General features: G+C 44.5%; 22 protein-coding genes and 1 riboswitch. Of the genes, 15 read left to right on the forward strand and 7 right to left on the reverse strand.

The genetic code is table 11. The features are described from left to right. Positions 1 to 9: 9 nt before the first annotated feature. Positions 10 to 1,200, reverse strand: coding sequence for an MFS transporter (locus CELL2_RS08850; protein WP_038034122.1), 1,191 nt, complete (start codon positions 1,198 to 1,200; stop codon positions 10 to 12). A gap of 11 nt (positions 1,201 to 1,211) precedes the next feature. Next, positions 1,212 to 2,213: an aldo/keto reductase gene (locus CELL2_RS08855; protein WP_038034119.1), complete on the reverse strand. Its 1,002-nt coding sequence runs from the start codon at positions 2,211 to 2,213 to the stop codon at positions 1,212 to 1,214. Positions 2,214 to 2,341: 128 nt separating this feature from the next. Here CELL2_RS08855 and CELL2_RS08860 point away from each other — a divergent pair, with 128 nt between their 5' ends. The 3 genes from CELL2_RS08860 (at position 2,342) to CELL2_RS08870 (ending at position 5,089) form a co-directional block, all read left to right on the forward strand. Continuing rightward, positions 2,342 to 3,241 (forward strand): AraC family transcriptional regulator, encoded by a 900-nt coding sequence (locus CELL2_RS08860; protein WP_128081027.1) that lies wholly within the window; start codon positions 2,342 to 2,344, stop codon positions 3,239 to 3,241. A gap of 80 nt (positions 3,242 to 3,321) precedes the next feature. Further along, positions 3,322 to 4,623 carry a DUF438 domain-containing protein gene (locus tag CELL2_RS08865; RefSeq protein ID WP_012896657.1) on the forward strand — a complete coding sequence of 434 codons (1,302 nt, stop codon included), beginning with the start codon at positions 3,322 to 3,324 and terminating at the stop codon, positions 4,621 to 4,623. A 139-nt stretch (positions 4,624 to 4,762) separates the two neighbouring features. Next, positions 4,763 to 5,089 carry a metalloregulator ArsR/SmtB family transcription factor gene (locus CELL2_RS08870; protein ID WP_038034116.1) on the forward strand — a complete coding sequence of 109 codons (327 nt, stop codon included), beginning with the start codon at positions 4,763 to 4,765 and terminating at the stop codon, positions 5,087 to 5,089. 15 nt (positions 5,090 to 5,104) lie between these two features. Here CELL2_RS08870 and CELL2_RS08875 read toward each other — a convergent pair whose 3' ends face one another. After that, entirely contained in the window at positions 5,105 to 5,455 is a 351-nt protein-coding gene (locus CELL2_RS08875) for a hypothetical protein (protein ID WP_235231230.1), read from the reverse strand. Next, entirely contained in the window at positions 5,448 to 6,644 is a 1,197-nt protein-coding gene (gene larC, locus CELL2_RS08880; RefSeq protein ID WP_012896675.1) for a nickel pincer cofactor biosynthesis protein LarC, read from the reverse strand. The genes CELL2_RS08875 and larC overlap by 8 nt, the downstream gene beginning before the upstream one ends. Before the next feature lie 138 nt (positions 6,645 to 6,782). On the opposite strand from larC, the gene CELL2_RS08885 reads away from it, so the two are divergent. The 3 genes from CELL2_RS08885 (at position 6,783) to CELL2_RS08895 (ending at position 11,574) form a co-directional block, all read left to right on the forward strand. Then, the gene (locus CELL2_RS08885) at positions 6,783 to 8,429 is read left to right on the forward strand and encodes a M3 family oligoendopeptidase (RefSeq protein WP_012896676.1); all 1,647 of its coding nucleotides are present in this window, start codon (positions 6,783 to 6,785) and stop codon (positions 8,427 to 8,429) included. 21 nt (positions 8,430 to 8,450) lie between these two features. Further along, positions 8,451 to 8,514, forward strand: a riboswitch (Fluoride riboswitch). A gap of 40 nt (positions 8,515 to 8,554) precedes the next feature. Continuing rightward, positions 8,555 to 10,072, forward strand: coding sequence for a DNA mismatch repair protein MutS (locus CELL2_RS08890; RefSeq protein ID WP_038034115.1), 1,518 nt, complete (start codon positions 8,555 to 8,557; stop codon positions 10,070 to 10,072). Then, positions 10,069 to 11,574 (forward strand): DNA mismatch repair protein MutS, encoded by a 1,506-nt coding sequence (locus CELL2_RS08895; protein WP_011944190.1) that lies wholly within the window; start codon positions 10,069 to 10,071, stop codon positions 11,572 to 11,574. Before CELL2_RS08890 ends, CELL2_RS08895 begins: the two co-directional genes overlap by 4 nt. Here the strand turns inward: CELL2_RS08895 and CELL2_RS08900 are convergent. Beyond that, the gene (locus CELL2_RS08900; RefSeq protein ID WP_012896678.1) at positions 11,560 to 12,276 is read right to left on the reverse strand and encodes a YgcG family protein; all 717 of its coding nucleotides are present in this window, start codon (positions 12,274 to 12,276) and stop codon (positions 11,560 to 11,562) included. The two genes, CELL2_RS08895 and CELL2_RS08900, sit on opposite strands and share 15 nt — an antisense overlap. Then, entirely contained in the window at positions 12,276 to 12,839 is a 564-nt protein-coding gene (locus tag CELL2_RS08905) for a LemA family protein (protein WP_012896679.1), read from the reverse strand. The genes CELL2_RS08900 and CELL2_RS08905 overlap by 1 nt, the downstream gene beginning before the upstream one ends. A 237-nt stretch (positions 12,840 to 13,076) precedes the next feature. On the opposite strand from CELL2_RS08905, the gene rbsK reads away from it, so the two are divergent. Genes rbsK through rbsB form a run of 8 tightly spaced genes read left to right on the forward strand, consistent with a single transcriptional unit; the run spans position 13,077 to position 18,680 of the window. After that, positions 13,077 to 13,970: a ribokinase gene (gene rbsK, locus CELL2_RS08910; protein WP_011944193.1), complete on the forward strand. Its 894-nt coding sequence runs from the start codon at positions 13,077 to 13,079 to the stop codon at positions 13,968 to 13,970. After that, positions 13,967 to 14,251, forward strand: coding sequence for a LacI family DNA-binding transcriptional regulator (locus tag CELL2_RS09740; protein WP_241208661.1), 285 nt, complete (start codon positions 13,967 to 13,969; stop codon positions 14,249 to 14,251). Before rbsK ends, CELL2_RS09740 begins: the two co-directional genes overlap by 4 nt. Further along, complete coding sequence (locus tag CELL2_RS08915; RefSeq protein WP_241208703.1) at positions 14,239 to 14,979, forward strand: substrate-binding domain-containing protein; 741 nt, start codon at positions 14,239 to 14,241, stop codon at positions 14,977 to 14,979. The genes CELL2_RS09740 and CELL2_RS08915 overlap by 13 nt, the downstream gene beginning before the upstream one ends. Further along, positions 14,957 to 15,364: a D-ribose pyranase gene (rbsD, locus tag CELL2_RS08920; protein WP_011944195.1), complete on the forward strand. Its 408-nt coding sequence runs from the start codon at positions 14,957 to 14,959 to the stop codon at positions 15,362 to 15,364. The genes CELL2_RS08915 and rbsD overlap by 23 nt, the downstream gene beginning before the upstream one ends. Continuing rightward, positions 15,361 to 16,845 carry a sugar ABC transporter ATP-binding protein gene (locus CELL2_RS08925; RefSeq protein WP_011944196.1) on the forward strand — a complete coding sequence of 495 codons (1,485 nt, stop codon included), beginning with the start codon at positions 15,361 to 15,363 and terminating at the stop codon, positions 16,843 to 16,845. Before rbsD ends, CELL2_RS08925 begins: the two co-directional genes overlap by 4 nt. Further along, complete coding sequence (locus CELL2_RS09840) at positions 16,842 to 17,354, forward strand: ABC transporter permease (RefSeq protein WP_256380506.1); 513 nt, start codon at positions 16,842 to 16,844, stop codon at positions 17,352 to 17,354. The genes CELL2_RS08925 and CELL2_RS09840 overlap by 4 nt, the downstream gene beginning before the upstream one ends. A 32-nt stretch (positions 17,355 to 17,386) precedes the next feature. Further along, positions 17,387 to 17,761 carry an ABC transporter permease gene (locus CELL2_RS09845; protein WP_256380507.1) on the forward strand — a complete coding sequence of 125 codons (375 nt, stop codon included), beginning with the start codon at positions 17,387 to 17,389 and terminating at the stop codon, positions 17,759 to 17,761. Between the two features lie 31 nt (positions 17,762 to 17,792). Next, entirely contained in the window at positions 17,793 to 18,680 is an 888-nt protein-coding gene (gene rbsB, locus CELL2_RS08935) for a ribose ABC transporter substrate-binding protein RbsB (protein WP_012896681.1), read from the forward strand. Positions 18,681 to 18,717: 37 nt separating this feature from the next. Here the strand turns inward: rbsB and CELL2_RS08940 are convergent, their stop codons facing one another. Next, complete coding sequence (locus CELL2_RS08940; protein WP_038034112.1) at positions 18,718 to 19,407, reverse strand: radical SAM protein; 690 nt, start codon at positions 19,405 to 19,407, stop codon at positions 18,718 to 18,720. Here CELL2_RS08940 and CELL2_RS08945 point away from each other — a divergent pair. Next, complete coding sequence (locus CELL2_RS08945) at positions 19,406 to 20,185, forward strand: DUF429 domain-containing protein (protein WP_235280405.1); 780 nt, start codon at positions 19,406 to 19,408, stop codon at positions 20,183 to 20,185. The genes CELL2_RS08940 and CELL2_RS08945 overlap by 2 nt on opposite strands. Positions 20,186 to 20,426: the final 241 nt, after the last annotated feature.

The raw sequence follows: 20,426 nt of genomic DNA on the forward strand, positions 1-20,426 counted from the left end.
TCATGCTCCTTAAATTCTCGTACCAACTTTTCCCGCTACCGTGAAGAAAATCGGAGAAAGAATCAGTATGAAAGCCGAAAGGAGTATGGCGTACTTCATCGAACCTGTCAACGAGACTATGTAACCGTTCATAATAGAAGAAGCAATACCAGAAAGAAGGACAGCTCCCACGTAGATACTACTCGCTTTTTCGAAGTGTTCCTGCGGAATGAGATCTCCAAATATTGCCCAGAAAGAAGGGGTTGAAAGTCTCCAGAAGAGGATGGAGAACCCCATCAGAATGGATGTCAGAAGAGAATTGGTTGAAAGAGTGGAAAGTATCAAAAGAAAAGCCGACGGAAATAAACCGGTATACAGGGGAATTAACCTTCCACGCATTCCTCTCACCCGGTCAGACCACAATCCAACGAAAACCTCCATTACGCTCGATACAACAGCCATGATTCCAAGCACAAGGGCTATGAAACTATAACCCAGCTGGATCTCACGAACAAGGAAAGTAGAGAGCCAATTGAACATGAGATTCCAGGTGTAAACAGCAGAAAAATGGCCGAAGGAAAGCCACAGTACGATGGAGAACACTCGTTTGAAAGAAACATGTGATCTCTTTTGAGAATCGTTCCACTCCAGCTTTCTCTGTACCTTTGACTCCAGCAAGCTTTTCCACAGAATGTATGCAACAGGAACGTAAATAACACCGAGAAATCCTCCAGTGGTCATGGATCTTTTCCAATAACCACCTGCTAACGCAACAACAGCGTATCCGAGTGCAAGTCCGATCATAGAACCTGTGTTGTATATGGCAGTTGCGATTCCCCTTTTTCTGGAGTCCACATACATCTCCACCACTTTTGCAGCAAGAGGATAAGAGAAGGGAGCAGCCAGGCTCCCCACTATCTTCACAACGTTTAAAGAGAAAAAGTCTTTCACGAAAGCAACAAGAATTGTTGGAATAGAGAGCATCATCATGACCAGAGCCATGGAGTTCATTGGATATAATCTATGAACAAATCTTCCAAAGAACATGGGTGAGAGAGCAGAAATGACCGTCCAGATACTCATAGCAACTCCTATGATACTCCAATCCACGCCGAATTCTTCCACAATGGAGGGAAGAACCGCTCCGAACACCGATCCCTGAAGTATTGAAAAACTGGTGAGGCCAAGACATATTCCAAGAAGAATTCCCGTTCTTTCCATCAAACTCCACCTCACAGATACGTCATCTTTTCCATATCCTCAGGATACCTGCCACCTTTTATTTCTATTCTTGAGAGAGCATCGTTTATTTCCTGGAGCTCTTCCGGTGTGAGTTCAACAAAAGCCCCTCCGATGTTTTCCAGAAGATGACTCAGTTTCGTTGTACCTGGTATGGGAACTATCCAGGGTTTCTGTACAAGAAGCCATGCGAGAGCTATCTGTGATGGTGTCGCACCCTTTCGCTCAGCGATCTTTTTGAGGAGTTCTACGAGTGCAAGATTTTCCTTCAAATTCTCTTTCTGGAAGCGAGGAATTCTGCTTCGAATATCTTCCTCATCGAACTTGGAGTTTCCACCTATCGCTCCTGTAAGAAAACCTTTTCCCAGGGGACTGTACGCCACAAAGCCTATTCCCAGTTCTTCACAGGTGGGAAGTATTTCCTCTTCAGGTTTTCTCCACCACATGGAGTACTCGCACTGCACCACATCAACAGGACAGACTTTATGAGCTCTTCTTATCGTTTCGGCAGAAGCTTCGCAAAGTCCAAAGTGTTTCACCTTACCCTCTTCTATGAGTTCCTTTACAGCCCCAGCTACTTCTTCTATTGGAACGTTTGGATCCACCCTGTGCTGGTAAAGAATATCTATGGCTTCCACTCTGAGCCTTCTCAGAGAACCTTCCACTGCTTTTTTGATGTGTTCCGGCTTGCTGTTCAGTCCTTTCCAGCCTGACCTTCCATCTTCGTACAGCTCAAAACCAAACTTCGTTGCTATCACGACTTCACCTTTGAACGGCTCGAGTGCTTCGCCTACGAGTTCCTCGTTTGTGTAAGGGCCGTAAACTTCTGCGGTATCGAAGAAGTTGATGCCGAGCTCCACGGCCGTTCTGATGAGTTTGATCATCTCTTTTCTGTCTGGAAGTTTTTTCTGGCCGAAGCTCATTCTCATACAGCCGAGCCCTATGGCAGAAACCTCTGGTCCTCTCTCTCCGAGTTTTCTCTTCGGAATACCCATACTTCCCCCTCCTTTCGCTCTAAAATATACCGCTATCTACTCCGCAAACGTTAGAAAGATATTCTCGAATATTTGCCTGATTTTCCATCAAAGGGTAAAATTTTAGCAGAAAGGAGATGAAAGAAATCATGGATGAATTCGATTACGTTCGGAGAAAGCTGATTGAAAGGATTTTACATCTCACAGAAAAGCAACCCGTGGTGAGGCCACTTCCGGGTCTGACTGTGGGCAGGAGGGAGTCTCCTACAGAACCTTCCACTTACATCCTTCCGCCATCGATATGCATCGCTGTTCAGGGTGCAAAGCGCGTTCTCATTGGAGAAGAGTACTACGTTTACGACGTGGAGAATTTTCTTCTCAACTCCTTCGATGTTCCCGTCGTTGCTCAGGTGATAGAAGCTTCTAAGGAAAAACCTTATATCGGAATGACTTGGGAGATAGACATGGAGATCCTTATGGAAATCGTTGTTGAACAAAAGCTCAATACAAGACCAATCACGTCATCCCGCGGTACATCACTGGGAAAAGTCACTCATCAGCTCCTGGACGCATTCAGAAGGATGCTGGAGCTCCTCGATGAACCGGAACACATTTCCGCACTCCTTCCCGTGATAAAAAAAGAGATCATCTATAGGCTCCTTGTGAGCGAACAGGGCCCGAGACTCATTCAGATCGCGTTGTCTGGAAAGAACGATGTGATAACAGCACTGAATTATCTGAAAGAACACTTCAGCGAATCTGTGAATATGAAAAGGCTTGCCGAGATGGTGGGAATGAGCGTATCGACTTTTTATCAGAACTTCAAGATTCTCACTGGCATGACTCCTCTTCAGTATCAGAAGAAACTTCGGCTGTGCGAGGCAAGGAAACTTCTCATGGCAGGAAGCGACGTCACAACCGCAGCCTACCAGGTGGGATACGAGAGCCTCTCTCAGTTCAGCAGAGAGTACAAAAGATTCTTCGGTGTCTCTCCTTCACAGGATGCAAAGAAGCTGAAGGAAGAACCTTACACGAGGATCCTTTATTGATTGCAGATGATGGTGCTTCTGTGCTACAATATGCTTGGAATCGATAATTAGGTAGGAATAATTAAAGGAGGGAGATCCCTATGGAAAGAGAAAAAGTGGAGCTTTTTAAAGAAGTGTTGAAAAAACTCCACGAAGGTGAAGACGTGGAATCTTTGAAAAAACAATTCGGAGAGTTACTCTCACAGATTCCTCCGTTCGAGATACCCGTCATCGAGCAGGAACTGCTGAAAAGCGGAGAGATAGACGTAAGAGACATCATCAAGATGTGCGATCTTCATGTTGAGTTCTTCAGAGGAGCCGTATCAGAAGCCGGAAGAGAAATAGAGAAGCTCCCGAATGGGCACCCGTTGAGAACTCTCTACGAAGAGAACAAACAGATACTCAAAAATGCGGAAGCTTTGAGTTTACTCGCCTCCAGCACGTTCTCTCTTCCAAAAGACGATCCCCGCAGGAAACAGTTTTATGAAAAACTCGTTCAGCACGTCTCGGAGCTTCACAGGATAGGTCTCACCCATTACACGAGGGAAGAGATGCTGATATTTCCATACATTGAGAGAAGAGGCATCACAGCCGTTCCAACAGTCCTCTGGTCCAAACACGATGAGATCAGATTGAAGATAAGGCTCCTTCTCAATCTTTTGAAGAAAGAAGAATCCGATGAACGACTGAAAGAAGAAGCACTGGAACTTTCAAGAATGCTCTCAGATATGGTCTTCAGAGAAAACAACATACTCTATCCGACGCTGAAGGTGCTACTCACCGATGGAGAATGGAAAGCGATAAAGATGCTGGAAAAAGACATAGGGTACTACAAGATTGAAGTGACAGAAGAGTGGGAAACTTCTGAGAAACCTCTCCTTCCTCACGAGATAGATCCCGTCGTTTCACCTGAAACTTATGAGAAGCTTCCCGATGAGATCAAAAGGGTTGCCGGAATGCTCACACCAGATACAGAATATTCGCTGGTTCGAGACAACGACATAAAAATAGAAAGTGGTTATCTATCTTTAGAAGAACTGAACGCTATTTTCAAAACGCTGCCGTTCGATATTACCTTTGTGGATAAACACGGCAGAGTTCGTTTCTTCTCTGGAGGTCACAGGATCTTCCACAGAGCTCCCACCGTTCTTGGAAGACCGGTCCAGTTCTGTCATCCCCCAAGGAGCGTTCATATCGTGAACAAAATCCTCAAAGCTTTCAAAGAGGGAAGGAAAGAACCTGCGGAATTCTGGATCAACATGGGTGACAGAAAGATCCACATACGCTATTTCCCGGTCCTGGACAAAGAAGGAAACTATTTAGGAACATTGGAAGTGGTACAGGACATCACGAGGATAAAAGAACTCGAAGGAGAAAAAAGGCTCCTCGACTGGAAAGACTGAAAAAGCGCAGGTTCTCCTGCGCTTTTTTCAATTATTCGTTTTGTAACTCACAGGTCTTCTTTTCGTTGCTCGATCTAAACGACGAAGTTTATGTTTTCTGATAGTATATAAGTGATCAATTATATAAGAAGGTGATTATATGAAGCTTCACGAGTTGTTTCATATCCTTTCAAACGAAACTAGACTGAAGATTTTAACTCTTCTTCTTGAAAAAGAGATGTGCGTCTGTCAGATACTGGCAAGTACAGGAACGACACAGCCGAACATCTCACAGCATCTCAATATTCTCAAAAACCACGGTATTGTCAAATCTCGCAGAGAAGATTCCTTCGTTTACTATTCGATCGATGAAAGATTCCTCGAAAAATATCCCTTTCTGATCACTATTCTCGAACGTGCGGGAAAAGAATATGGTGTTAAGGCAGTTAACTCCTGCTCTTTACCAAATCTATCAAATAAGGAGTGAGAAACTTGGCGACCTTCATCTCAACTTTTCCAGAGTTGTATTTTCTCTCTTTAAAACCACGAGTCTTCCAGCTTCTTTTATCACGTAATCGGAAAATCTATCTTTCAACTCCCGCTTCTTCTCCTCGTCCAGACCGGAGACAAAGGCGATTCCCTTTCTCTCTAAAAACTTCTCCACAGCGGCTATCGTCTGTTCCTTAGTTTTCCCCAGTGCAAAGACGATTTCGGGAAATCCCTGCCTTTTGTCTCTTTCCATGTCGAGCATCAACTCGTCCGTCTTCTCAAAAAATTTGCTCAAAATCTTCTCTTCCGCTTCTTGAATGGTTATCTCACCACTTGCGAGAGATCTCAATACATCCTCAAACATCGTCCCGAACCTCCGAAACACTCTTGCAGACCGCTCTGTATACTTCTTTGAGAGGAATTCCTTTTTCCTGCGCAATCTTCTTACAAGCCTCGTACTCTGGTGAGATGTTCACGATCTCCGAATCGAAACTCGCTATCTTGACTGGAATCTCCCCGTATTCGGTCTTCACCGTTTTCACTGTGCGGGTCGCTTCTACCTTTTCGGGATAGAAAACCCTCGCACCTATGCTGGTGCTTTCTTTGAAGAGGAGTTTCAGGATCTCATCTTTTTTCGACTCGTGACAGAGAACAGAAACCTTGACAGCCGGACGGTTCTTCTTCATGTATATGGGTGTGAAGAAGACATCCTTTGCCCCCGCTTCAAACAGTCTCTCCATGAGATGACCGAACAGCTGTGGACTCATATCGTCCACGTTCGTTTCTATGAGAACATCTCCGATCCTTTCGGAGGGTTCGATGTAACCGAGATACCCCCTCAGAACGTTCGGTATTTCAAGATCCATCGTCCCTGCTCCGTATCCCACTTTTTCTGCTCTCAAGATCGGTGTCCTGAACTCGTCAACCAGGCTCTTCAAGATCACAGCTCCCGTCGGTGTGACCAGTTCCGCACGCACTTTCTGATCCACATAGATCGGAATGCCTTTCAGCAGCTCAGCGGTGGCTGGAGCGGGAACCGGGTATCTGCCGTGTTCTGTCATCACAAAACCGCTTCCCGTGTTGACGGTGCCACAGAAAACCTTCTCCACTCCGAGAAGCTCCAATCCAGCTACAGCGCCCGCTATCTCTATCACAGCGTCCATGGCCCCAACTTCGTGGAAATGAACCTTCTCTTTTGGAAGACCATGGACCTTGCTTTCTGCTTCGGCGAGGGTTTCGAACATCTCTGTTGCTTTTTCCCTCGCAGGATCCTCGAGCCTTTCGAGTATTTTCATTATCTCCGAAAGATGCCTTCCGTGGTGTTCATGATCTATGTGGTCTTCGTGGTGTTCTTTTCCTGGAAAGACAACGTCCACTTTCGTTGCGGTTATTCCCTTTTTGTTGACCTTCCTTATTCTCAATTCAAACTCGACGCCCAATTTTGAAAGGCGTTTTTTGAGCTCCTCAGGATCAACACCCAGATCGACAAGAAGCCCAAGGAACATATCACCGGCAATTCCGGAAAACGGATCGAGGTAGAGAATCTTCTCCATTTCTCTGCTCCCTCCTTTAGAAATGAGTATATACTAATTGCCTTTCCGAACCAAGTAACATCTGAATTAAAACGAAGCACATCGAAGAAATTCGAGTGAGAATACTAATAGAACGCCTGCGAGGGAGGGATACAGAGGATGCAGTGGAAAGACGTTGAGCCTCTGGTGAACGAACTTCTGAAGTTTCCTATCTCTTCTTCTGAAGACTTCAGAAATTTTGTCAACAGGGTAACGGATTTCTTCGACCAGGTGGAGGAGGAACACGCCTGGCTCTACATCAGAATGACTGTGAACGCGGACAACGAGGAGTATGCAAAAGCCTACGAGGAGTTTATGAAAGAGGTCGTTGCAAAACTCAGACCCTATGAACAGAAGATCAAAGAAAAGATCGTCGAAAACGAACGTTTTGCACCACTTGGATACGAGCACATGATAAAGATCCTCAAGAACGATGTGGAACTGTTCAGGGAAGAGAACATCCCTCTTCAGGTGAAGGAGAGTATACTGGCCAAAAATTACGGAACACTCGTTGGAAGCATCGAGGTGGAGTTCAGGGGAGAAAAGAAAACCTTACAGCAGCTCTCTGCCTATCTGAAAGATCCCGACAGGTCCACAAGAGAACTTGCCTGGAGGAAAAGATACGAAGGAATATGGAGAGTGAGAGAAAAACTCAACGAACTCTTCGACGAGCTCAAAAACATAAGACATCAGCAGGCTCTGAACGCCGGCTTCTCCAACTACAGAGACTACATGCACAGGTTGAAGGGAAGATTCGAATACGCACCGGAGGATCTGTTTGAGTTTCACTCTGCTGTGGAGAAAGAAGTGGTTCCGTACCTGATGGAAAGAACAAAACTCAGACAGAAAAAACTCGGTGTTGAGAGTGTAAGGCCGTGGGACACAGCGGTGGATGTGGATGGTAAAGTGTTGAAGCCATTTTCTTCGATAGACGAGTTCGTAGAAAAAACACAGCGGGCCCTGGAAAGAGTGAACCCTCTCTTTGCAGAAAGGTTTCGCCTCATGAAAGAGAAAAGACTCCTTGACCTTGAAAACAGAAAAGGAAAGGCTCCAGGTGGCTACAACCACACACTTCCAAAGACGGGCGCTCCTTTCATCTTCATGAACGCGGTTGGACAGCCAGGGGATGTGAGAACGATCTTTCATGAGCTGGGGCACTCGATGCATTCGTTTGAAACACTGAGCCTCCCTGTGTTTTACAGACCCCACAGAATGGAAGTCGCTGAACTTGCTTCGATGTCAATGGAACTCATCTCCATGGAGTACTGGAATGAGTTCTACGAAGACCAGGAAGATCTCAGGAAGGCAAAGATCGAAGAACTCGAAGGAGCGCTTTACTTTTTGCCGTGGTGCATGACCGTGGACGCCTTCCAGCACTGGATCTACACCAACCCAGATCACACACCAAAAGAAAGGGACGAATACTTTGCTTACCTGATGGACAGGTTCAACCCGGGAGTAGACTGGAACGATCTGGACGAAGAAAAGAAAACGAGGTGGTTCTTTCAGCTTCACATCTTCGAGGTTCCGTTCTATTACATAGAGTATGGAATAGCCCAGATCGGTGCTCTTGCAATTTACAGGAACTATCTGGAAGACTCAGAAAGGGTTCTTAAAAATTACACCGAATTTCTGAGGGTCGGATGCTCTCTTCCAATCGATAAGGCCTATGAAACAGCAGGAATAAAGCTGGACTTTTCCAGAGACTACTTGAGGGAAATAGTGAATTTTGTTGCAGAAGAAATTGAAAAGCTGGAGATGGTATAATAACGTTTGGAAAAAAACAATAACCCAACGGGCGATGAGGCCCGCCCAAACTGCCCTGAAGAGGGCTGATGGCCTCTACTGGCTTGATCAGTAGAGGCCATTTTCTTTTGTGGGAGGGATTGAAAGTGATTCTTCCCAGCGTTCTTTTTGTGGACTCCGTGAGAACCATTCAAGTTTCCCAAGAAACCCTAAGAGACTTGAGACTTGATCGTGTGGTTCGAGAGATCGTTCAGGAACGGAATGATATTTTAGAGTATTACCTCTCACCTGTTCAGGATGAGAAAACCGTAAGGTACCACCAGGAAGTGATGAAAGATTTGGAAAACAACGAAAAATTGCTGGAAGCCATCAGGAAGTTCGCAAAAGATATGGCATCGTTTCATCGACATATGAAAATGGTAGAGCAACTGGAGTACGAGTACAACAGAAAAGGATGGTTCCTGGAGACAGTCCTGATATATTGCGATGCGGTATCCGAACTGTCACGCGCTATGAACACTGCTAAACTCCAATCCTCTGGACTGAGAAAATTTCGAGAGTACCTGAAAAGCTACGTTCGTTCTTCTTCCTTCGTTTCTCTTAAAGAAGAGGCTCAAAATGTGAAACTGAAGCTCTCAAATGTAAACTACTGTATCATTATAAAACCCGGCATGTTCACGGTGAAACCCTACGAAGGAGAAAAAGAATACTCCCCGGAGATAGAGAAGGTGTTCTCAAGATTCAACCGCGAGAAATGCGCGGACGAGTTTCAATTCGATATTGAAGAGGGACTGGGGATGAGCCATATTGAAGCAAGGATTCTGGAGTTCGTATCGAGATTGTATCCAGAGCCCTTTACAACACTTGACCTTTTTTGCGAAAGAAACGGGCGTTTTACTGATAAAGTTATTCTGAACTTTGAGAGGGAAATACAGTTTTATCTCTCGTACTTGGATTTCATGGAACCTCTGAGAAAAAAGGGATTACCTTTCTGCTATCCTGAGGTGTCTTCTGATAAAAGCGAATACGTGGAAGACGCTTTCGACATAGCACTAGCCAGTGGTTTGCTGGATACCAGGCAGCTTGTTTTCAATGATTTTTATCTTGAAAACCCAGAGAGGGTGATCGTCGTGACAGGACCGAACCAGGGTGGTAAAACAACCTTCGCAAGGATGATTGGTCAACTTCATTATCTTGCCGCCCTGGGACTTCCCATTCCCGCGAGACGAGCGCGTTTGTTTTTACCCGACGCTATCTTCACTCATTTCGAAAGAGAGGAAAGGGTGCAGGATCAAATGAGCAAACTAGAAAACGACATCCTCCGTGTAAAAGACATCCTCGAAAGCACTTCCTCCGAAAGTTTGATCATATTGAATGAGATTTTTTCTTCGGCTGCACTGAATGATGCTCTGTTTTTGAGCAAAGAAATTATGAAAACTATTTTGGAACGTGATTGCTTGTGTGTATGGGTTACCTTCCTTGATGAACTATCCAGAATGAATGAGAAAATTGTGAGCATGGTCGCAACTGTCTCCCCTCAGGATCCAGCTGTGAGAACTTTCAAAATCATCAGAAAACCGGCTGATGGACGATCGTACGCTGTTCCGCTGGCGGAAAAGTATGGTCTCACATATTGGAAAATAAGGGAGCGTGTTGAACCATGAGAGTACTTTTGATGTACCCAGACAAGGATTTCAATTTGAAAAGAGAGTTGCCTTTCAATGCAGATGATTTGACAAGAGATCTCGGTTTAGATGTGATATTCGATCACATGGCAAAGGGAGATGGTTACCTGTATAGTGTTGTGAGAAATGTCATTCTGAATCCAGAAACCGATCTGGAGACGATAAAGTACCGCCAGGAAATTCTCAAAGATTGTATGAAAAACCAGAACGTCGTAAGGCGGTTGTTTCAGATACCGCTGGAGGTTCAAGAAAACAAGAAGAAAAATTGGTGGGGGGTTTTTGGATGGAAAACTCCTATCAATGTCCTGAACGGCTCCAGAAAAGCTTTAGAAGCCATGCTGGTAGCGCTCAGAGAGCTTAAAAAGTTGGCAGATGAACATCGTCACAATTTTCATTCTCGAGGCTTCACAAGGTTTTTCGAGATGATAAGGACGGAACTGGATGAAGCCTACTTACAAACTGTGGAGAAGCATCTCATTAATTTGAGATTTTCAAACGGTATGTTGTTCAAAGTAAAACTCGGAAAAGGTAACGAAGGAAAAGATTACACCCTCTGCCAGCCTGACTCTTCAAGAAGCATCCTGAAAAGACTACTCAGTGTGAGACGAATGTATTCTTATAAATTACATCCAAGAGATGAAAGTGGAGCACGAGCACTGGAGAAGTTGACCAATTTGGGACTTCGCAGGGTAGCAGCCACAGTTTACTACGCGGCAGAGCATGTAGAAAAATTTTTGAACAAAATTCGAGAAGAACTGGCTTTCTATATTGGTTGTCTCAACTTGCTGGAAGATGTAGAAAAATCGAAGATAAGTTTTCCCGATCCCAAACCAATTGATGAGGACGATGTAACCGCCTTCAGAGGGCTTTACGATCTTAGTTTGCTTCTAATAAAGAGAAATAGAGTGATAAGTAACGATCTGAACACGCGTGGTAAAAGAGTTTTTTTCATCATGGGAGCGAATCGCGGTGGGAAGACCACTTTCCTGAGAAGTATAGGGCAAGCTCAGCTGATGATGCAAGCTGGTATGTTCGTTCCGGCGTCGTACTTTGAATCGAACGTTTGCAAAGGAATTTTTACGCACTTTAAAAGAGAGGAAGATCCAAGCTTGAAGAGAGGAAAATTTGAAGAAGAACTTGTCAGAATGAATGAGATAGTCCTTCATCTGCATAGAAGGTCTATGGTGCTATTCAACGAGTCCTTCTCATCTACGAATGAAATGGAGGGTTCCGAAGTGGCCTACCAGATTGTTCGAGCTCTACTGGACAGCCGTGTTAAAGTTTTTTACGTAACACACGTGTACGAACTGGCCCGCCGTTTTACAGGAGATGAAAGAGTGATGTTTCTACAAGCAGAAAGGAAACCTACCGGTGAAAGAACCTTCAAGATCAAAGAAGGCCTGCCTTCGCAGACAAGTCATGCGAAGGATATATACCTCAAAGTGTTCAGATCATCAACTTCAACTTCACCATCCTCTTGATGCACCACCACCTCCGGAGGATCCTCCTCCAAATCCCCCGGATCCACCTGATCCACCCCTGAGGCCACCGAACCCACCTGGGAACCTGGGCCCCCTGTACCAGTATCCTCCTCTTCCCATGATGGAAGAGAAGATGATGAACGCGATGACAATGATAATGATGGAAAGGCCGCTGATGTCCGTTCCTCTTTCGGGAAGATCGGAGGTTCCTGTGATCTCCACTCCGTACTCTCTGGCCACCTCCTTGGCGATCGCCAGATAGCCGTAGTAAATGCCTTTGTCGTACTCTCCCTCTTTGAAATAAGGAATCACGTATTCATCGAGAATTCTTCCTGCCTTTCCATCTGGTATGGCGCCTTCCAGACCATAACCCACTTCTATCCTCACTTTTCGGTCGCTCATGGCGACAAGAAGAAGGACTCCGTTGTTCTTTTCTTTCTGGCCTATTCCCCATTCCCTGAAAAGCCGGTTCGCGTATTCTTCCACCGTGAGACCAGAAAGAGAAGGAACCACCACCACAACAACCTGAGCCGTCGTTTTTTTCTCCAGTTCTTTTCCAACGGCAACGATCTTTTCCACCGTCTCTGAATCTAGCACACCCACATAGTCGTTCACATACTTGTACGGAGTGGGGGCTGGAAACTCAACGGAAAACAAAAGAACAAATAAAGCAGTGAGGATCAAAAAAAGGATTCTTCTCATCAGAACTTCACCTCTGGCACCTGCTCTGCTCCGGCTTTTGCTTCAAAGTACTGTTTCTCTTCGAATCCGAACATCCTTGCAAAGATCACACCGGGGAACCTCTTTATAGCGGTGTTGTACCTTTTCACTGCTTCGTTGTAGTCTCTTCGAGCGACTGCGATCCTGTTTTCCGTTCCGGCGAGTTCATCCATGAGCTGGCGAAAGTTCGCGTCAGCCTTGAGATTGGGATAGTTTTCCGCTATGGCAAGAAGTCTTGAGAGGGCTGAAGAAAGCTCTGCATCAGCCTGGGCGCTCTCCTGTGGTGTTCTTGCACCTATCAGTTTCGCTCTTGCATTCGCTATCTCTTCGAGAATCTCTTTCTCGTGTGCAGCATATCCCTTCACCGTTTCCACGAGGTTGGGTATGAGATCTGCTCTCCTTTGAAGCTGGTTCTGAATCTGGCTGTACTTTTCCTTCACTTCCTGTTCCAGCGAAACAAGGTAGTTGTAGTATCCTATCGTGGTGCCGATGATGATGACCACTACGATCAGAACGATTATCAGAACGATGAGGCCTTTTTTCACAGAAATCCCTCCTTCCACTTTTAACATGTTATCATGGAATTTTATGTTGTTGGAATTTCTCATTCGTAGATAATGTGGAAAAAATCTGTTTTCTGACGATTAACGGAAATTATCAGCGTTTATTGTGATTTTTCTTCGTTTTTCTCATGTTGACGTTTTGCTTCTATTTGTGTTACCATTCTTGTGAAAACGATTTCGAAAACGTTTTCAAAGTTCCATACAAGGAGGAAACCACTAGTGATATCAGTTGTTGGAAGTTCAAACATAGACATCGTCCTCAAGGTTGATCACTTCACCAAACCGGGAGAAACTCAAAAGGCACTCGAGATGAACATTTTTCCCGGCGGAAAAGGAGCAAATCAGGCTGTAACCGTTGCAAAAATAGGAGAAAGAGGCTGTTATTTTTTGACATGTTTGGGAAACGACGATTATGCAAGAATTCTCTCGGATAATTTTGAAAGGCATGGAATAAAAGGGTGCCTCCAAGTAAATGCCCCTACCGGAAGAGCCTTCATAGAGGTGGACAGGAACGGTCAGAACAGAATCATCATCTTTTCTGGTGCGAATGCCGAATTGAAGAAAGAGATGATCGATTGGAAAGCACTCTCTGAGAGTGAGATTCTTCTCCTTCAGAACGAGATCTCGTTTGAAACCACTCTGGAGTGTGCAAAGAGGTTCAACGGTATCGTAATTTTTGATCCTGCACCTGTACAGGGAATAAGCAAGGAAATCTTCCAGCATGTGAATTATCTTACGCCGAACGAGGAGGAGATCGAAGCTCTTTCGAGGGAAGTTTTCGGTGAGTTTTTGTCCATCGAAAAAGCCGCTGAAAGGTTTTTGGAACTTGGTGTCGAGAACGTGATAGTGAAACTCGGCAGCAAAGGAGCACTTGTTGTGAACAAACATAAGAAAAAGCATTTTCCGGCTTTCAAGGTAAAAGCCGTGGATACAACAGCAGCAGGGGATGTTTTCAACGGAGCCTTCGCTGTTGGGCTGGCAGAGGGCAGAAGTCTTGAAGATGCTGTGATCTTCGGAATGGCGGCAGCGGCTATATCCGTAACAAGGCTCGGGGCTCAAAGTTCTATACCCTCACGGCAGGAAGTGGAAGAGTTTTTGAAGGTGAAATTATGAAAAAAGTGACCATAAAAGATATAGCACGTGAGGCAGGTGTCTCGCCTTCCACGGTTTCAAGAGTGATAAACAAAAGTGCACCGGTGAGAAAAGAACTTGAGGAAAAGGTACTTGAGGTTATCAGGAAAATGGGATACACACCAAATCTGGTGGCACGAAGTTTGAGAAAGGGATACACCGATACAGTAGGATTCATTGTACCTGACATAACAAACCCATTTTTTCGCTCATTATTAAAGGAGCTGAGGATTTCTTTAAAAAGAAAAAGATCTCTTTGGTAGTGTGTAGTTCAAACCATGATGTTAAAGAAGAAGAAAAGTTAATTGAGATGCTGGTTTCAAAGAAAATGGATGGACTGCTGCTGGTTGGGGCAGGAAGTAGCAACCGAGTATTGAACAGCATCTTAAACAAGGTGAAAGTGGTTTTTGTGGATAGGGTATACGAAGGGTACGATGCACCGTATGTGGTTAGCGACAATTACAACGGTATGAAAAAACTTGTGTGGTATCTGGTGAAGACAGGACATAGATCGTTTGCTTTTTTAAATGGCGAAGAAGGAACGTACAGTGCTACGGAAAGGTTAAGAGGATTCGTGGATGCCCTCAAAGAAGCTGGGATAAAGGACTATGTGGTGTTCTTTGGACAATTCACCTACGAAAGTGGTTTTTCACTTGTGAAGAAGCTAGGGAAGATCCCCGATGCTGTCGTCTGTGGAAACGACCTTATGGCGTACGGGGCAATAGATGCCCTGGAGGAAATGGGATACGAGGTTCCCAAGAATGTAAGTGTTACCGGATTCGACGATCTACCGTTCAGCAAGCATTACAAACCATCGCTGACAACAGTTAGACAACCTTTTCATGCGATGGGTTATGAGTCCGCAAAGATACTTCATTGGATGATAAGCGGAAAAAACAAAAAGAATAAAAAGATCGTGCTTGAAACAGAGTTGATCATCAGAGAATCAACCAAAGGAGGTTCAGAGTATGAAACGAGTGGGAATTCTTAACTCCACTATATCCGAGATGGTGGCAAACATGGGACATACTGACATGCTGGCAATCGTTGATATGGGTTTCCCCATACCCGATGGAGCCAAGAAAGTAGATTTAGTAGTCGACAAAGGAAAACCTGGCCTTCTGGAAGTGGTAGAAGTTATTCTAAAGGAATTGGAGGTTGAGAAAATCATCCTGGCTGAGGAGATGAACGAAAAAAATCCTGAGACTCGAGATTTACTGATTAATCTCGTAGGGAAAAACAATAGTAATGTAAAAATAGAATTCGTACCTCATGAGGAGTTCAAAAAAATTTCCAGAACTTCGAAAGGATTTGTAAGAACAGGAGCTGACAGACCGTATTCGAACGTCATTCTTGTGAGTGGGGTGATATTTTGAAATTGCTCGAAATGAAACAAATTACGAAGCGCTTCCCAGGGGTAGTAGCTCTTGACAAAGTGGATTTTGACCTGGAAAGGGGAGAAATTCATGCACTTGTTGGAGAAAACGGTGCCGGTAAGAGTACTCTGATGAAAATACTATCGGGAATTCTCAAACCGGATGAGGGAAAGATCTTCCTGGATGGGAAAGAAGTGACTTTCAATTCTATTCTCGAAGCGCAAAGCCATGGGATATCAATGATTCATCAAGAGTTGAACCTTTGTGAAAATCTTACAGTAGCTGAGAACATTTTTTTGGGATTGGAAGAGAATTGGAACGTTTCGAAAAAAAATCTCGTAAGAAAAGCCGGTGAACTTCTGAAGCAGCTTGAATTTGACATTCAGCCTGATAAAAAGGTAGAAGAATTGAGTGTTTCGGAGAAACAGCTGGTATCCATAGCCAAAGCCCTTTCTAGGAAAGTAAAAATTCTGATAATGGACGAACCAACCGCAACCATTACCGAACACGAGGTGAAAAGACTTTTCGAAATAATGCGTGATTTGAAGAATCGTGGAATCTCCATAATATTCATCTCACATCGTCTCGACGAAATATTTGAAATAGCAGACAGAGTTACTGTTTTGAGAGACGGAAAAAAGATAGGAACGGGAAGTTTGAGGGACTACGATCGCGACACCATCATACAAATGATGATAGGAAGGAAAATATCGGAAATGTATCCCAAATTTAACAAGTGTACAGAAGAAGTGCTTTTTGAAGTGGAGGAATTTTCTGTGCCAGGTTATGTAGAACCTCTTTCCTTCGAATTAAGAAAGGGAGAAATTTTCGGAATAGCTGGGCTAGTAGGCTGCGGTAAGAGCGAACTTGCTTTGGGACTTTTTGGGGCACTGAAACCACATTTCAAAAGAATGGTGCTTTTTGGAAAAGAAATAAAAAGACTAGATAGTCCTTTAGATGCTTTAGAAAATGGTATCATTATGGTTCCGGAAGATAGAAAAACCCTGGGACTCGTTCTCGAACTGAGTGTAATGAAAAACATTATCCTTCCAAATACAGATATTGTTTCGCGGTTCATAAAGATAGACTGGAAACAATCGGCTAGAATCGCTGAGCGCTTCGTAAGACAACTGAATATTAAGACTCCCTCCATCAAACAGCTGGTTAAAAATCTGTCAGGTGGTAATCAACAAAAGGTAGTGATAGCGAAATATTTGGTGAAGAAGCCACGACTCGCCGTGTTCGTGGAACCAACCCGCGGTATCGATGTGGGATCTAAGGTAGAAATTTATGAGTTGATGAATCACCTGGCAAACGAGGGGACTGGGATTATCTTCATTTCTTCTGAGTTACCAGAGATAGTTAATCTGTGCGATCGGGTAATGGTCATGCATAGAGGCAGAATGACAGCATTGCTGGAGAAAGATGAAATATCCCAAGAAAACATCATGAAAGCTGCAGTGGGGGTGCAAGTGAAATGAAAAAGATATGGAATCTTATGAGAAGATACCCGGTAGTTGTTGGATTCGTTGCACTGTTGGTCGCTCTGTCGATTCTTTCCGATAGATTTCTAACGATTTCCAATCTGCTCAACGTGTTGAGACAGGTTTCTGTTCAAGCAATCATAGCCTTTGGGATGACAATTGTCATCATTTCTGGTGGAATAGACCTTTCAGTGGGATCTGTTTTTGCTTTCAGTGCTGTTGTACTCGCGTCAATTCTGAAGCAAGGATCCATTTTTCTAGCTATGTTGGCAGGCCTGGGAGTTGGTGCTCTTTTTGGTCTTTTCAATGGCTTTGTGATAGCCAAGGCGAAACTACAACCTTTCATTGTAACGCTCGCAACGATGGCAATTGCCAGAAGCTTTACCCTTCTGTACACAAACGGTATGCCAATAACGGGGTTCAGCGATGCCTTCAGGTTCATTGGACGTGGAGAGATTTTCTCGATCCCTGTTCCTGTTTTCATCATGTTTGGAGTGTTTTTCTAACTTGGTATCTCCTTTCCCAAACAAAACTTGGTTTGTACGCATATTCAATAGGAGGCAATGAAGAAGCAACAAGATTGAGCGGTGTTAACGTCGACAGGTATAAAATCATCTTCTACGTCATAAGCGGTGTGTACTCTGCTGTGAGTGCTATGATTCTCACTGCGAGATTAAACAGTGCACAACCTATTTTTGGACAGGGCTACGAACTTGATGCTATTGCTGCAGTGGTACTTGGTGGAGCGAGCCTTTCTGGAGGAAAAGGAACAGTATTTGGAACACTCTTTGGAGCTTTGATCATGGGAATCATAAACAACGGTCTTAATTTATTGAATGTTTCTCCTTTTTACCAACAAGCTGTGAAGGGGAGCATAATTCTGGCTGCTGTTCTTCTGGAAAGGGAAAAATAGCCGTCCAGAAATTTCTCAGGGAGGTGGTGTTATGAGAAAGTTGTTATTAACTTTGTTGGCATTGGTTTTGGTATTTGGAGTAGCGTTCAGTGCAAAGTACGTAGTAGGGTTATCGCTTTCAACGCTGAACAATCCGTTCTTTGTAACCTTGAGAGATGGCGCTGTGGAAGCGGCAGAAAAGCTAGGAATTGAACTCATTGTACTTGATGCCCAGGACAACCCAGCAAAACAGCTCAACGATATTGAGGATCTCATTCAAAAGAAAGTTGATCTAATCATCGTTAATCCAACCGACAGCGACGCAATTGTATCAGCCGTGGAAAGTGCAAACGAAGCGGGGATTCCTGTTATAACAGTGGATAGGGCTTCAAATGGAGGAAAAGTAGTGTGCCACATTGCCTCTGATAACGTTGAAGGTGGAAGAATGGCAGCAAGGTACATAGCGAAAGTTTTAAACGGAAAGGGGAAGGTAGTGGAACTTGTAGGTATTCCTGGAACATCCGCAGCAAGAGATAGAGGGAAGGGCTTTGAAGAGGAACTCGCGAAATATCCTGGCTTACAGCTTGTAGCGAAGCAAACTGCTAACTTCAACAGAGCAGAGGGGCTCACAGTGATGGAAAACATCCTTGAAGCACATCCTGACATCGATGCTGTTTTTGCTCAAAATGATGAAATGGCGCTGGGAGCCATTGAAGCTATCAAAGCGGCTGGAAAACTCGATGACATAATCGTAGTAGGATTCGATGCCATTCCTGATGCAATAGAAGCTATCAAGAAGGGAGAAATGGAAGCAACTATTGCGCAGCAACCATACCTGATGGGTCAGCTGGCAGTCACAAAAGCGTTTGAATATCTGACAACAGGTACAGTCTTCTTCCCGGTTGAATTGAAGCTTGTAACTACTGAAAACGTCGAGTGAAGAGCCTAAGGAGGGTGGGAATTCTTCCCACCCTCTTTTATAAAATACCTCTCTTTCTCAAATTTTCCACCACGAATGAATATTTTTCCAGATACTCCTTCTCTATCCTGCAAGGAACGGGAAGTTTCTTTTTGAGTTCACTCAGTCCTTCTTCGCCGAATAGATCGTACATTACGGCAACCCAGAAACGCACCTTTCCATACAGGTTCTCCAGGGCTTTCAGCTGATAGTGGAAATACCGCCCATCCGCGCCGGTTATTCGTTCAAAGTTTTCTTCGTCCCAGCCCTTCACATTCACTCTCACAAGAACATCAAAGTCAGTGAAAAGATCCACCAGGGATGGATCGTAGCCAAACAAAATGCCGTTTGTCTCCAGGATGAACGTTCCTTTCACGAGTTTCATCACTTCTTTTGTGTGTTCTGCCGATTTTCTTCCAAGAATCGGCTCTGCGCCGCTGATCCTGAAAAGATCGCATCTTCTTTTTCTTGAGATCTCCACGAGTTTTTCTGCCACCTCTTCCGGTGAGAAAAAGTCTCCTACCTTCTCTGACCTCATGTTCTTGAAGTAGTTCCAGCAGTAAGCACAGAGCAGATTACACCCAACAGAGTCTGCCGTTACGATCCCGCTGTAGTACAGAGAGTACCTGAACCTGTAGTATTTTCTCCTTCCGTCTTTCATAACAAGGTTTTCTATCTTCTTTGACCTTTCAACCGGATCGAATCCCATGATATTCCCTCCGGTTTATAATGTACACGATGATCACGGCCGGCGTGGATGGTACCGAAGAGGATGGGTGTATGCACTGGTCGAAGAACGCAAAATCTTAAAGATAGGACTCATGGAACGTTTCTTGTTCCCGGGATTTCCTGTGCTTGTGGACATTCCCATCGGGCTTCCGGAGACCGGTGAAAGAGTGTGTGACAAACTTGCGCGGAAGATCCTTTCAAAGCGAGCAGGATGTGTGTTCACCGTGCCTGTCAGAGAAGCGGTTTATCAGAAAACCTATGAGGACGCTCTGATGATCAACAGGAAAAAGCAGGGAAAGGGATTTTCTGTTCAGTTCTGGAACATCGTGGAAAAAGTGAGGGAAGTGGATCTCTTCTTGAGAGAAAATCCTTCACTGGTCAGTGTGATCAGAGAATCTCATCCAGAGCTTTGCTTTTTGAGGCTTTCTGGAAGACTTCTTGCCTCAAAACACACAGAAGAAGGAATTAAGCAGAGAATAGATGTTCTGAGGAGATTCCTCACACTCGATGTGAAAGAACTGAAAAAGACTGAAGAAAGACTGAAAGTTGCCCTTCACGACCTTCTCGACGCTCTGGTACTTGCCCTCTCCGGACAGTTCTCACTGGAGACGATCCCCGAAAACCCACCGAACGATCGCTACGGTCTTCCGATGAGCATAAAAATCCCAAAGATCATCAATGGAAGATGGAACTTTCTGTCTACCGTGTCTCCCTCACGTTTTCCCAGCGTTTTGCTTCAGAGTCTGGTAGGATATTAAAGGATGAAAAAATCACCATCAGAGCCTTTACCTCTCTTCAAAAGAGCCAAGGTTTCAGAAGGTGAAGCAGGAAAAACGCTAAGGGAGAAACTTCCAGGTATCTGCGAAAGATTATTCAACCTCATCGTGATGAAAATCCACAAAAGCGTGCCCGTGTGGAAGTAGCGGATTAGAGAGGTTGGAAAATAAAAAAGCCAGCGTTGATGAATTCAAGGACCCTGAACACATGAAATTCTCCTGA

The organism is Thermotoga sp. Cell2, assembly GCF_000789375.1.
In the GTDB taxonomy this organism is placed as follows: Bacteria; Thermotogota; Thermotogae; order Thermotogales; family Thermotogaceae; genus Thermotoga; species Thermotoga petrophila.

Bases quoted from the DNA above. Each gene is read 5' to 3' on its own strand.
- CELL2_RS08875 (WP_235231230.1), bottom strand. From the start codon at position 5,455: ATGTTTGAGGATGTATTGAGATCTCTCGCAAGTGGTGAGATAACCATT.
- rbsD (WP_011944195.1), top strand. From the start codon at position 14,957: ATGAAACGAGTGGGAATTCTTAACTCCACTATATCCGAGATGGTGGCA.
- CELL2_RS08885 (WP_012896676.1), top strand. From the start codon at position 6,783: ATGCAGTGGAAAGACGTTGAGCCTCTGGTGAACGAACTTCTGAAGTTT.
- CELL2_RS08940 (WP_038034112.1), bottom strand. From the start codon at position 19,407: ATGGGATTCGATCCGGTTGAAAGGTCAAAGAAGATAGAAAACCTTGTT.
- CELL2_RS09840 (WP_256380506.1), top strand. From the start codon at position 16,842: ATGAAAAAGATATGGAATCTTATGAGAAGATACCCGGTAGTTGTTGGA.
- CELL2_RS08855 (WP_038034119.1), bottom strand. From the start codon at position 2,213: ATGGGTATTCCGAAGAGAAAACTCGGAGAGAGAGGACCAGAGGTTTCT.
- CELL2_RS09740 (WP_241208661.1), top strand. From the start codon at position 13,967: ATGAAAAAAGTGACCATAAAAGATATAGCACGTGAGGCAGGTGTCTCG.
- CELL2_RS08865 (WP_012896657.1), top strand. From the start codon at position 3,322: ATGGAAAGAGAAAAAGTGGAGCTTTTTAAAGAAGTGTTGAAAAAACTC.
- larC (WP_012896675.1), bottom strand. From the start codon at position 6,644: ATGGAGAAGATTCTCTACCTCGATCCGTTTTCCGGAATTGCCGGTGAT.
- CELL2_RS08860 (WP_128081027.1), top strand. From the start codon at position 2,342: ATGGATGAATTCGATTACGTTCGGAGAAAGCTGATTGAAAGGATTTTA.
- CELL2_RS08900 (WP_012896678.1), bottom strand. From the start codon at position 12,276: ATGAGAAGAATCCTTTTTTTGATCCTCACTGCTTTATTTGTTCTTTTG.
- rbsB (WP_012896681.1), top strand. From the start codon at position 17,793: ATGAGAAAGTTGTTATTAACTTTGTTGGCATTGGTTTTGGTATTTGGA.
- CELL2_RS08945 (WP_235280405.1), top strand. From the start codon at position 19,406: ATGATATTCCCTCCGGTTTATAATGTACACGATGATCACGGCCGGCGT.
- CELL2_RS08850 (WP_038034122.1), bottom strand. From the start codon at position 1,200: ATGGAAAGAACGGGAATTCTTCTTGGAATATGTCTTGGCCTCACCAGT.
- CELL2_RS08895 (WP_011944190.1), top strand. From the start codon at position 10,069: ATGAGAGTACTTTTGATGTACCCAGACAAGGATTTCAATTTGAAAAGA.
- CELL2_RS08870 (WP_038034116.1), top strand. From the start codon at position 4,763: ATGAAGCTTCACGAGTTGTTTCATATCCTTTCAAACGAAACTAGACTG.